This window comes from Exiguobacterium sp. s6 (assembly GCF_018618155.1).
GTDB lineage: Bacteria > Bacillota > Bacilli > Exiguobacteriales > Exiguobacteriaceae > Exiguobacterium > Exiguobacterium mexicanum_A.
In genome coordinates this window covers 720,189-732,936 of the sequence record NZ_JACSLN010000001.1, presented here as the reverse complement: position 1 = coordinate 732,936, position 12,748 = coordinate 720,189, and the positions used below count along the sequence as shown (strand labels likewise).

Here is a 12,748-nt window from a genome sequence, read left to right as displayed (position 1 = left end):
TTTCCCCCTTCCATAAAAAAAGACCGCGGCACAAAACCGCAGTCTTCATCTTACTGTTGAGCTGGCTTTGGCGCACCGTCTTTCATAATCGGCAACTTGCGGTCCACGACGTTCGTGTAGACGTTCAAGAGTGCCTCTTTTTCCAAATCCCAGTTATATTGCTCACGCGCTGTCTTCGTATTCTCTTCGACACGGGCGTAGAGTGCTTGATCGTCGAGCAGGCGGTTGACGCCTTCGGCGATCAAGTATTCAAACAGTTAATTCGATGATGCTGAATAATGATTAAAGCAGACGTTTTTCAACACTTCGAAACCGAGATATACGTTCATCGTATAGTACAGTAACGCCTAGACCGGTACTTTGTCAATCATCTTGAAGCGATTGCTGACGCCTTCGTCCTTGCCATCTACTTAATCGTCGGTTTGGGCTTCCTGTCCCCGACCTTGACGGCTGAGCGAGATAGCGAGTGGACATTAGAACAGACGACGGATGTACGACGGGTAACTGTGCATAGTAAACCGCGTATGTAACACTCGTTCAAGTATGTAAACGGACACACCAATTTCACCGCGTTTCATCCATCATTACTTTTTTTACCACATCTTCGAGGACCTGTATATTTTTTTCCCAGCACAGGTTTTCTAGCACGTAACGAATCCCATTCACGCCGTACTTCTCGCGCAATTCGGGACGCTCAAGCAATTTACGGAGCATGAGCTCGATTTCATTAAGGTCACGCTTCCGTGATACATAACCGACCTCGGCCGCTTCGATAACATTCGCCGCATGGCCTGACACCGCCGCGACGACGGGCTTTCCTACCGCCATATAATCAATCAGTTGACCTGGGATGACCGTATCGAACGCTCCTTGATCAACCAAACTAACAAACGCGACGTCTGCGTTTTTGATGGCCTGAAACGTCTCGCTTCGTGGCATCGCCTCGAGGAAGAGAAAGTTTTTGAACCCGCGGGCTTTGATTGTCTCTTTCAACTCGCTCTTTCGATAGCCATAGCCGATTAGTTTAAAGTGGACGCGCGGCTCATCACGAAACCGTTCCGCAAGATCGAGCAAAAGCGACACATCTTGTGCGAGCCCCATGTTGCCAGCGTACAAAATTTCCATCCGGTTATCTTCAGGGATGGTCCGTTTGAGGTTGCGCTCGCTTTCACGAATCGAGTTCGGCATATAGTGAATCGTCTCGTTCGGGACACCACGTTGACGTAAATAGCTACGGAACCCTTCCGAGTTGATGATAATCTCATCGGCCGCTTTGTAAAGTCGCTTCTCGAACCAAAACGCTGGGGCGAGCATCCAGTCATGCTTAAATACACCCGCACCTTTTAACGATTCTGGCCAAAGACTACGAACATCTAGAATCAATGGGACACCATATTTCCGTTTCGCATACACACCGACGAACGCCATGAAAAAAGATGGGGTCGTTGCAAAGACGACATCCGGTCTATTATTGAGTTGTCGCACAGTCGCGGCGCCTTTGATCATCTGGTCGAAAAGCAAAGCGAATTGACTCCACTTGCTCGACGCATGCTTGTGCTTCTTTGTGATGAGGCGCTTGATGAACTGTTTTCCGTTCAGCTCCTTATCGTTCCAAAAACGGTCACCTTTATACAAGTTGAAGTTCGGATACGATGGAGCAGCTGTGATGACCTCCACCTTGTAACCGCGTTCTTTCATGAGATGCGTAATATTTTGCATCCGGTTTCCGGCACTGCCGATTTCTGGATAGTAATTTTGACAGACCATTAACATTGTTTTCAAAAGGAACACCCTTACTGTTGTTCGAGTTCGTCCACGAAGCGCTTCAAGAGCGTGTGGACATTGGCTTTTAAATCTGGGTCGCAGAGCGCGTGGGCAATCGTCGCTTCGATGAAGCCAATCGGTTCCCCGACGTCATAGCGACGCCCGTCAAATTCATAGGCGAAGACGGTCTCCACCTCGTTCAATCGGGCGATGGCGTCCGTCAATTGGATCTCGCCTCCCGTCCCGACTTCTTGCGCCGACAACGCCTCGAAGACGTCCGGCGTCAAAATGTAACGGCCGAGGATGGCGAGGTTCGATGGGGCTTCACCGACGGCCGGTTTCTCAACGAACGTCCGGACCGGGATGAGCTTTCCTTCGACGGCAAGCGGGTCAATTATACCATATCGATTCGTCATTTCATACGGGACGCGTTGCACCCCGATGATCGAGCGCTCATACTGCTCGTACTGATCAATCAATTGCTTCGTCGCCGGCACGTCCGCCTCGATGATATCGTCCCCGAGCAGGACAGCGAACGGTTCGTCGCCGATAAACTTCCGGGCACACCAAATCGCGTGGCCGAGCCCTTTTGGTTCCTGTTGCCGTATGTAGTGGATGTTGGCGAGGTTCGACGAGTGGCGCACCGACTCGAGGAGCTCGGTCTTACCTTTTGACTCGAGGTTCTGTTCGAGCTCGATGGCCCGGTCAAAATGGTCCTCGATGGCGCGCTTGTTCTTCCCGGTCACGATGATGATGTCCTCGATGCCGGAAGCGACGGCTTCTTCCACGATGAATTGGATCGTCGGTTTGTTGACGATCGGGAGCATCTCTTTTGGCATCGCCTTCGTCGCCGGCAAGAAGCGGGTACCGAGCCCGGCGGCCGGGATGATGGCTTTCCGTACGCGTGTCATGGACGTCTCTCCTTTTTTATGCTTTATCTGATGATTATACCCAATTTCCCATCGTTCACGCACACAAAAAAACGGCCGTGACGCATGTCACGACCATTTCCGGTCGTCCATATACTTGTACAGGAACCAACCACCGACACCGAGCACAATGAGAAGAAGGAGAAAACCGCTGACCATCATGATGAACGCCTCCTTTTGCCTACACTCTTCTGTTCCCGGAATGACTGGTCGACAAGCACCCCTCTGACATTCTATTTCAGAACCACTTCCGTCCATGCCCCTCGATGAACCGGTACTCTTCTTGATAATGGTCATAGTGCCCTTCATCGATCATGTGTTGGAACGCCGCATCCCCTTCCGCAGCTCTCCGTTTCATCAATCGACAGAGCGCATCGATTCGTAACAGTAACATCGTCAGCAACTCCGTTGTCGAACCTTCCCAGCCGTAGGCTTCCAAGAAGAGAGCGACTCGTCGTTTGTACGTCCCATCATCGCGCTTCGCCTCATAGTAAACGACTTCACCCGACTCGGCTTGATGACGCCGGCTGAGCGGAACGAACGTATAAAGGGCATACACGATATCCCAGGCTCGTGGTCCGGGCGCCGCCAAATCAAAGTCGATGACTCCTGCCACTTTCCCGTCATGGAAAATTGTATTGTAGACGGCGAAGTCGTTGTGGCAAATCACTTCAAACGGTTCTGGCGTATGGTCGAGCGGTTACCAGTCCGACGGCCACTCGACATCGGCGGTCGCGTCGTGCAGCTGGCGCATCAATCGAGCGGCGTCTTGAATCGCCTCATCTGGCCACATGTAGGCTTTCAACGGATAATCGGCCGTCTCCCCTTCGAGATACGTCAAAATCTCCCGGCCCTGATCATCCACTCCGACAAATCGCGGAACGCCCGATATCCCTTTCGCCTCCAAATGCGTTAACAACCGATGAATATGCGCACTGCCATTTTTCTGCGTGCGATAGACGTGGTTCCCCTTTTTATAGACGGTCGACACGTTCCCGCCACTCAACCTTTTTTCTTGTTCATTCGATTGGTCCATCCAATCCCCCCATTCTTCATCAGTTACGTTCAGTATACAGCAACACGGAGGCTAGATAACGAGGAGGCTCGACACAGAGCGTTCGTGCCCGTCGAAGCGGCACCGTGACTCTTGCAGGAAAGCAATCTAACGGAGACCCCGCAAGCGCGTAAGCGCGAGGAGGCTCCGTGGATTGCCTGCAGAAAGCATCGGTGCCGCTTGGACAGGATTATCTTGGAATATACATACATTCAGTGTCGACTCTTGCAAGATCTTAGATTGGCGCGCGACTGAATCAGACGGTGGGCGACTCCTTGGGGAGAGTGATGCAAGGATGACCCCGTAAAGCGCGCATGCGCTGCGGAGGCATCCGCATCACCCCAGGAAAGCGTCCCGCCGTCTGATGAAGATAATCAAAACCACAAAAAAAACAGGCCCGCCATGAGGCGAGCCTGAAAAACATCAATTATTTTTTGAGGTTGTAGAACGACTTGATCCCGTCGTATTTCGCTACATCGCCGAGCATGTCTTCGATGCGGAGAAGTTGGTTGTACTTCGCGATACGGTCTGTACGCGAGAGCGAACCAGTTTTGATTTGACCAGCGTTTGTCGCAACAGCGATGTCCGCGATAGTCGCATCTTCTGTTTCACCAGAACGGTGTGAGATAACAGCTGTGTAACCAGCTTTTTTAGCCATTTCGATCGCGTCGAATGTTTCTGTGAGCGTACCGATTTGGTTAACTTTGATGAGGATCGAGTTCGAGATTCCTTTTTCGATACCTTCAGCCAATTTCTCAGTGTTCGTTACGAAGAGGTCATCCCCAACGAGCTGAACTTTGTCACCGATTTTGTCAGTGAGCAATTTGAAGCCGTCCCAGTCGTTTTCGTCGCAACCGTCTTCGATTGAGATGATTGGGTATTTGCTTACGAGCTCAGCGTAGAAGTCTACGAGCTCAGCAGTTGTCATTGACTTGCCTTCGCCAGCGAGTTCGTACTTGCCAGTTGACTTGTCGTAGAACTCAGAAGACGCAACGTCCATTGCGAGGTAGATGTCTTCGCCAGCTTTGTAACCAGCTTTTTCGATCGCTTCAAGGATAACTGTGATCGCTTCTTCGTTAGACTTAAGGTTTGGTGCGAAACCACCTTCGTCACCGACAGCTGTGTTAAGACCCATACCAGAAAGAACTGATTTGAGGGCGTGGAATACTTCTGCACCCATGCGGAGCGCTTCACGGAACGTTGGCGCGCCAACAGGCATGATCATGAACTCTTGGAAGTCAACGTTGTTGTCAGCGTGCGAACCACCGTTGATGATGTTCATCATTGGAGTTGGAAGCGTCTTCGCGTTGAATCCACCGAGGTACGTGTAAAGTGGAAGGCCGAGCTCGTCTGCTGCTGCGTGTGCTGCTGCCATAGAGACACCAAGGATCGCGTTTGCGCCGAGTTTACCTTTGTTTTTCGTACCATCGAGCTCGATCATTTTCTTGTCGAGTGCGTTTTGGTCGAATACATCGTAACCGATGAGTTCTGGTGCGATTGTGTCGTTTACGTTAGCAACGGCTTTGAGTACGCCTTTACCAAGGTAACGTGACTTGTCGCCATCGCGGAGTTCGACTGCTTCGTGCTCACCAGTTGATGCGCCTGATGGGACGAGGGCACGGCCGAAACCGCCGTCTTCTGTGAAGACTTCTACTTCGATTGTTGGGTTACCGCGTGAATCCAAAATCTCGCGTGCGTAAATTTCTGTAATCATTGACATGAAAATTCGCTCCTTTTTGTTTGGAAAGTTTTTTGTTTTACTTCGTGACGATTGATGTGCCGGTCATTTCTGCCGGTTGCTCTCCACCGAGAAGGTGAAGGAGCGTCGGGGCGAGGTCGCACAACGCGCCTTGGAGAACTGGTTTCAGTTCCACCCCTTCTTTCGTGACGATACATGGTACAGGTTCCGTCGTGTGGGCCGTCATCGGTGAGCCGTCCGGGTTCGTGACGAGGTCAGCGTTCCCGTGGTCCGCCGTGATGATCGCCGCGCCGCCTTTGGCAATGAGTGCGTCCACTACTTTACCGAGGCATTCGTCGACGACTTCGACAGCTTTCTTCGTCGGTTCGAGCATACCGGAATGGCCGACCATGTCCGGGTTCGCGTAGTTGATGATATACGCGTCATATTCGTCAGATTCGATTCGCTCCAAGAGTCCTTCTGTGAGCTCATACGCGCTCATTTCAGGCTGCAAGTCGTACGTCGCCACTTTCGGTGACGGCACGAGGAAACGATCTTCACCTTCGAACGGTGTTTCTTGTTGTCCGTTCAAGAAGAACGTGACGTGCGGGTATTTCTCAGTTTCCGCGGCGCGGAGCTGTTTGTACCCTTGCGCGGCGAGAGTCTCACCGAGCGTGTTTTTCAAATCTTCCGGTGGGAAGACGATGTCCGTGTCGATTTCATCCGAGAACTTCGTCATCGAGACGAGCAAGATGTTCTCTGGATGTGTGTTCGAAAGTTCGAAGCCTTTGAAGCCGGTCTTCTCTTTGAACACTTTCGCGAGCTCGATGGCCCGGTCCGGACGGAAGTTGAAGAACATGATCGCGTCGTTGTCTTTGATCGTCGCGACCGGTTGTCCGTCTTTCTCGATGACCGTCGGAAGAACGAATTCATCCGTCAAGCCGTCTGCGTACGACTGTTTAAGCACGTCGACCGCATTCGTGCCGACTTCGCCTTTCGCGTTGACGAGCACGTCGTATACTTTCTCGACGCGTTCCCAACGGTTGTCGCGGTCCATGGCATAGTAGCGTCCAGACACGCTAGCGACTTGACCGAGTCCGAGTTCAGCGAGCTTCGCTTCCGTCTGTTCGAGGAAGCCAGCGCCTGATTTCGGATCACAGTCACGGCCGTCCGTGAAAGCGTGAATGTATACTTTTTCGATGCCATGAAGTTTTGCGAACTCGACGATGGCGTACATGTGGTTGATGTGAGAGTGAATCCCACCGTCTGAGACGAGGCCCATGATGTGGAGGCTCGAATCATACTTTTTCACATGTCCGGCCAAGTGATTCATCGCTTGGCGGTCGAAGAGTGAACGGTCTTTGATGGCGTTGTTGACGCGTGAAAGTGACTGATAGACGACCCGGCCGGCACCGATGTTCAAGTGACCGACTTCCGAGTTCCCCATCTGACCTTCCGGAAGGCCGACGTACTCGCCTTTCGCGTTGAGGAGCGTATGTGGATACTGCTCCCAGTAGCGGTCGAAGTTCGGTTTGTTCGCCGCAGCGACCGCATTACCGAACGTTTCGTTCCGCATTCCAAAACCATCCAAGATGATGAGGGCGACTGGTCTTGCCATTTAAATCGCCTCCAACAACTTGAGGAACGAAGCAGCTTCAAGTGAAGCACCGCCGACGAGTGCGCCGTCGATGTCTTCTTGCGCCATATACTCCTTGATGTTCTCAGGTTTTACAGAACCGCCGTATTGGATGCGAACCGCAGCCGCCACGTCTTCACCGTAAAGACCTTTTACCACGTCACGAACATATTTGCATGAGCTTTGCGCATCTGCTTCGTCCGCTGATTTACCAGTGCCGATCGCCCAAACTGGCTCGTACGCGATGACGAGTTGTTTGACTTGGTCAGCTGAGAGGTCCGCGAGGCCACCTTCGACTTGCGTCTTGATGACTTCTTCGAACTTGTCGCCTTCGCGCTCTTCTAATGTCTCACCGACACAAACGATTGGCGTAAGACCGTGTTCGAACGCTTTTTTCGTTTTGCTGTTGATGAACGCATCAGATTCGCCGAAGTATTCGCGACGCTCTGAGTGTCCAAGGATGACGTATGTCACGCCGAGGTCAGCGACCATGGCCGGGCTGATTTCGCCTGTGTATGCCCCGCTGTCTTTGTCGTACATGTTTTGAGCACCGAGCTTAAGGTTTGACCCCTTCGCTGCTTCTACCATCGGTGCGAGGAAAAGTGCTGGTGCACCAATCGCCGCGTCAACTTTGTCCGTTGACGGGATGTTATTTTTAACTTCCTCTACGAAAGCGACAGCTTCCGAGAGTGTTTTGTTCATTTTCCAGTTACCTGCAATAATCGGTTTACGCATCGATAACCCTCCTCTATTTTACTTGTCGTTCAACGCTTCGACGCCTGGAAGTTTCTTGCCTTCCATGAATTCGAGTGAAGCGCCGCCACCAGTCGAGATGTGGCTCATTTGGTCAGCAAGGCCGAACTTGGCTGCTGCCGCGGCTGAGTCACCACCACCGATGATTGAGTATGCGTCGCTGTCTGCGAGTGCTTGAGCGACACCTTTCGTTCCGTTAGCGTACTTATCGAGTTCGAATACGCCCATCGGTCCGTTCCAAACGACAAGTTTCGATTCGCGAATCGCTTCCGCGTAAATTTCGACTGTCTTCGGTCCGATATCAAGACCCATGTGATCCGCAGGGATCGAGTCGATATCGACTGGTCCGACGTATGTCTCTTCGCCGAATTCTTTCGCAATGACACAGTCGACCGGCATCAAGAACTTCACGCCTTTGTCTTCTGCTTTTTTCATGAACTGACGAGCGAGGTCGAGCTTGTCTTCTTCAAGGAGTGACGTTCCGACTTCGTGCCCGAGTGCTTTCGAGAACGTGTACGAGAGACCGCCACCGATGATGAGTGTGTCAACGATGTCAAGAAGGTGGTCGATGACCCCAATCTTGTCAGCAACTTTCGATCCGCCGATAATCGCCGTGAACGGACGGTCTGGATTCGAGAGTGCCTTCCCGAGGACTTCAAGTTCTTTCTCCATCAAGAGACCAGCCACCGCGTGGTCCACGTTTTGCGCGATACCTTCTGTTGAAGCGTGGGCACGGTGAGCCGCACCGAACGCGTCGTTGACGAAGATATCAGCGAGTGCCGCGAAACCTTTCGCGAGTTCTGGATCGTTTTTCGTTTCACCAGGGTAGAAACGGACGTTCTCGAGAACGACGACGTCACCTTCACCAAGTTTTGAAACGGCTTCTTCTGCGACTGGACCGTACGCCTCTTCAACGAGGGGCACATCTTTGCCGAGAAGTTCAGCGAGACGTTTAGCGACCGGTGCGAGTGAGTACTCGAGGTTCTTCTCGCCTTTTGGACGGCCGAGGTGGCTCGCCAAAATGACTTTCGCGCCGCCGTCGATCAAGTGTTTGATCGTCGGAAGAGCCGCTTGGATCCGCGTTTCATCTTGAATGACGCGATCTTTGAGTGGAACGTTGAAGTCAACGCGGCAAAAGACGCGTTTCCCTTTTACATCGATGTCACGAATAGACTGTTTGTTCATAACCTTCGCCTCCATATGTCGTGCGTGTCAATTTCATAAATAGAGCGGAGAACAATCTCTTGTTTCCGCTCCTATTTGATTCTATTTAGTTCACGAACTTACTTCGCGATTTCAGCGAAGTGCTTGAGTGTGCGAACCAATTGTGCAGTGTAAGACATTTCGTTGTCGTACCAAGAAACTGTCTTAACGAGTTGCTTGTCGCCAACTGTCATTACTTTAGTTTGTGTCGCATCGAAGAGTGAACCGTAAGTGATTCCGACGATGTCAGAAGATACGATTTCGTCTTCAGTGTAACCGAATGACTCGTTCGCTGCTTTTTTCATTGCTGCGTTGATTTCGTCAACAGATACAGTTTTCTCAAGAACTGTTACGAGCTCTGTGAGTGAACCTGTAGCAACTGGTACACGTTGTGCCGCACCGTCAAGTTTACCTTGAAGTTCTGGGATAACGAGGCCGATCGCTTTAGCCGCACCAGTTGTGTTCGGTACGATGTTTGCTGCTGCCGCACGTGCACGACGGAAGTCGCCTTTCGGGTGTGGAGCGTCAAGCGTGTTTTGGTCGCCTGTGTAAGCGTGGATTGTTGTCATGAGACCTTCAACGATTCCGAACTGGTCTTGGAGAACTTTCGCCATTGGCGCCAAGCAGTTTGTCGTACAAGAAGCACCAGAGATTACTGTCTCAGTACCATCAAGGATGTCGTGGTTTGTGTTGTAAACAACAGTCTTCATGTCACCTGTAGCCGGAGCCGAGATCACAACTTTTTTCGCGCCAGCTTTCAAGTGAAGCTCCGCTTTTTCTTTTGCTGTGAAGAAACCAGTACATTCGAGAACGATGTCAACACCGAGCTCGCCCCATGGAAGTTCTTCTGGGTTGCGGTTAGCAAGTGTAACGACTTTCTCGCCGTTTACGAGGAAGTGACCGTCGTGTACTTCTACTTCTCCGTCGAAACGACCTTGTGTCGTGTCATACTTGAGAAGGTGAGCGAGCATCTTCGTGTCAGTCAAGTCGTTGATTGCAACAACTTCGACTCCTTCGTTTTTGATGATCTCGCGGAATGCCAAACGACCAATACGTCCAAATCCGTTAATACCAACTTTTACTGCCATAGTTAATTTCCTCCTTAGGGTAGAAGCTATTTATTGAAGAGCCAACGGGGGTCAACTCTTTAATAACGATTTAATAATTCTGTCGCCGCACCTTCGTCTGTGACGAGGATGATGTTCGGCGTGTGTTTCGCATATGCGGCAATCGCTTGTGCCTTCGATTTCCCTCCGGCGACCGCGATGACGGTGTCCATGTCGTCGAGCTCCTCTAATTGGATCCCGACCGTCTTGACCCGATGAACGATTTCACCTTCGGCGTTGAAGTAATATCCGAACGCCTCGGCGACGGCATCATGCCGTTCGATCATCCGCAAATGCTCTGGTGACGCGTGACGGCGTTTCGCCATCGTTTCCGCCTCACCAATTCCATGTACCACAATTCGCGCCGCTCTAATCATTTCCAGGACATTTTTTATGCTAGGTTCCTCCACCATCCGCTCGAACGTCTCTTGCGAAACCTCGTCCGGAATGTGGAGTAAATGATAGTCGGCATGGGCCCGGTCGGCCATTCGAGAACAGACGGTGTTCGCCTGTAACTCAAGCGTCTCCCCGAGTCCGCCGCGTGCCGGCACGAAATGCATCGGCCGTTCTTTTTTATCGGGCGACATCATGGCCGCAACCGATGCCATCGTCGTCCCGCCTGTGACCGCGATGATATTGTCGTCAGGTGCCAGTCGCGCTTTCAGTTGCGTGACGGCGGCCCGACCGATATCTCGCTGGACCCAGAACGTCTCGTCGGAATCACCCGGTACGATGACGACTTGGCGAACGCCTAGTTTTCGCTCGAGTTCTCGTGCAACTTCCGAGATGCCTAGGATCTCTCCCATGACCTCGTGCAAGTCTCTGAGAACGTTTCGGCCCGATTCCGTAAGGGAAATACCTTGAGTAGCGACCATCAATAGACCTTGGTCTTTCAAAAAGTCGACTTCTCGTCTTAGGATTCGTTCCGTCAGCCCGAGGCTTGTGGCGAGTGTCCGGCGGCCGATTGGCTGCATCAACCGGACGTAATGTAAGATGTCGTAACGATGTCGGAGCGTATCGAGCATGTCGGGAACGATTTGCTTCTGAACTTGAATCAGCTGCTGGATCATACTCATTCCCCCTCGACTTAAAGCATGGACAATTTTTGTCCCACTTTTATATTTGCGTCCCACCGCTACGACTTCATCTTATCAATGACCTTTCCGTCTTGCAACCCCTTCAAACGTTTTTTTTCGATGTAAGCGTATACTTAACAAAATCTTCAACTTTACTGTCATCGTATCGCCCTTGACTAATGACGCGCCCCTCGTGTAAAACGACGGGGATCTCGAACAAGTACTTCGCCTCGAGTTCTTCGTTGCCCGTGATGTCGACCTGCTCGAGTTCGAACGGATAGTCTTCCATGAGCCATTCGAGCATGACGAGTGCCTCCTCGCAGAGCGAACAGTTGGCACGCCGGTATAATGTCAGCACCATGTCAGTCCCCTCCTTTCCATAGTTGTCGTTCCCGCTCCCGCGAGTTTCCAAAACCGAGCGCCTCCCGATAGTTCGCCACGGTCCGTCGTGTCACCGTATAGCCGATCCGGGCCAACTCTCGCATGAGTGCGGCGTCACTCAAAGGTGACGTCTCTTGTTGAATCAGTTCGGCGAGCGCCTTTTTCACCATGAACGGCGATTGCCCATGATCCGTGGACCTGACGAAAAAGTGGCGCCACGCCATGACCCCGCCCTCGGTCGCCACATACTTTCCTTGGATGGCCCGTCCGACGGTCGACTCGTGCTTGCCGATCCGTTCGGCGACTTCTTTCCGCGTCAACGGATGCAAGACGAGCTTGCCGTCGAGCCAGTCCGCCTGACGTTCCGCGATGACCGTCCATACTGAATGAAGCGTCGCGTTCCGCATCTCGAGCGTCTCGTGCCACCACTTCGCCTCGCGGTCGTCCCCGATCCGAGCCACATCGAGCGTTGGGCTGAACCATGTTGTCACAAGCTCACCGTCACGCCGGACGACTTCGAGTTCCGGTACGATATGCTCGGTTCCTTCATATAATATTGGTGTTTTCGGTAACGTCGCCACGATACGGGTCACCCGGTCGAACTCGGCCACCGAGATGTCGAGTCGGCCCGGGATGTCATCAACGTTCGCGTCGAGCGCCTCGAACACGTCCAAGACGAGCGGGTCGTCATGTTCAATCGCATGCCGGTATTGGCAGTCACGCTCATTCTTCGCCCCGATCCCCGTCGGTTCTAAAAACAAGAGCGCCTGGCGTGCCGCCTCAATGTCCGCCACATCGACCTCGAAGCGATGGGCGAGCACGAAGTCACTATCAGGTAAGAGGCCGCGGTGGTCTAGCGCGAGGACGAGCCGCTTTTGAAGCATACGTTGGACCTCGTTCCCACTTCCTTCCTCAATCTGTTCGAACAGACGCGACTCGAACCCGCTCGCCGTGTCCTCCACCCATTCGACCGCGCCGCTGCCCATGGCGATGTTCGGGTTCCGCTTTGACAAGCGGCCGAGCTGAAAAGCGATCGCGGTCCGGTCTGCTTCGAGAACCGGCAGACGCCTGACCATGTCCTGGGTCAGTTGTTGCTTTTGAAGTTGCTGTTGTTCTTGGCGTTGCATCGGTCACACCCCTCTCGTTTCCTATTGTAGCGAAAGGCGGG

Annotated in this window: 11 protein-coding genes and 1 pseudogene; all 12 read right to left on the bottom strand. The window is 52.4% G+C overall.

Annotated elements, in window-relative coordinates; translation table 11 throughout:
* Positions 1 to 50 precede the first annotated feature (50 nt).
* Complete coding sequence (locus KNP75_RS15680; RefSeq protein WP_251128187.1) at positions 51 to 245, bottom strand: hypothetical protein; 195 nt, start codon at positions 243 to 245, stop codon at positions 51 to 53.
* Between the two features lie 319 nt (positions 246 to 564).
* Positions 565 to 1,773: a glycosyltransferase family 4 protein gene (locus KNP75_RS03825; RefSeq protein ID WP_251128277.1), complete on the bottom strand. Its 1,209-nt coding sequence runs from the start codon at positions 1,771 to 1,773 to the stop codon at positions 565 to 567.
* 20 nt (positions 1,774 to 1,793) lie between these two features.
* A complete protein-coding gene (gene galU, locus KNP75_RS03820; RefSeq protein WP_214823202.1) occupies positions 1,794 to 2,675 on the bottom strand; it encodes a UTP--glucose-1-phosphate uridylyltransferase GalU in 882 nt (293 codons plus the stop codon).
* Between the two features lie 256 nt (positions 2,676 to 2,931).
* Positions 2,932 to 3,729, bottom strand: a pseudogene (locus KNP75_RS03815) (phosphotransferase).
* A gap of 445 nt (positions 3,730 to 4,174) precedes the next feature.
* Positions 4,175 to 5,467, bottom strand: a complete 1,293-nt coding sequence (gene eno / locus KNP75_RS03810) for a phosphopyruvate hydratase (protein ID WP_021065450.1) — start codon at positions 5,465 to 5,467, stop codon at positions 4,175 to 4,177.
* Between the two features lie 37 nt (positions 5,468 to 5,504).
* A complete protein-coding gene (gpmI, locus tag KNP75_RS03805) occupies positions 5,505 to 7,043 on the bottom strand; it encodes a 2,3-bisphosphoglycerate-independent phosphoglycerate mutase (protein ID WP_034778523.1) in 1,539 nt (512 codons plus the stop codon).
* Positions 7,044 to 7,796 (bottom strand): triose-phosphate isomerase, encoded by a 753-nt coding sequence (gene tpiA / locus KNP75_RS03800; protein WP_034778525.1) that lies wholly within the window; start codon positions 7,794 to 7,796, stop codon positions 7,044 to 7,046.
* An 18-nt stretch (positions 7,797 to 7,814) separates the two neighbouring features.
* Positions 7,815 to 8,999, bottom strand: coding sequence for a phosphoglycerate kinase (locus tag KNP75_RS03795; protein WP_131437839.1), 1,185 nt, complete (start codon positions 8,997 to 8,999; stop codon positions 7,815 to 7,817).
* A 98-nt stretch (positions 9,000 to 9,097) separates the two neighbouring features.
* Positions 9,098 to 10,105 carry a type I glyceraldehyde-3-phosphate dehydrogenase gene (gene gap / locus KNP75_RS03790; RefSeq protein ID WP_034778529.1) on the bottom strand — a complete coding sequence of 336 codons (1,008 nt, stop codon included), beginning with the start codon at positions 10,103 to 10,105 and terminating at the stop codon, positions 9,098 to 9,100.
* Between the two features lie 59 nt (positions 10,106 to 10,164).
* Complete coding sequence (locus KNP75_RS03785) at positions 10,165 to 11,190, bottom strand: sugar-binding transcriptional regulator (RefSeq protein WP_034780023.1); 1,026 nt, start codon at positions 11,188 to 11,190, stop codon at positions 10,165 to 10,167.
* 112 nt (positions 11,191 to 11,302) lie between these two features.
* Positions 11,303 to 11,560 carry a glutaredoxin family protein gene (locus KNP75_RS03780; protein ID WP_034778531.1) on the bottom strand — a complete coding sequence of 86 codons (258 nt, stop codon included), beginning with the start codon at positions 11,558 to 11,560 and terminating at the stop codon, positions 11,303 to 11,305.
* A gap of 1 nt (position 11,561) precedes the next feature.
* Entirely contained in the window at positions 11,562 to 12,707 is a 1,146-nt protein-coding gene (locus KNP75_RS03775) for an RNA polymerase factor sigma-54 (RefSeq protein WP_214823205.1), read from the bottom strand.
* Positions 12,708 to 12,748: the final 41 nt, after the last annotated feature.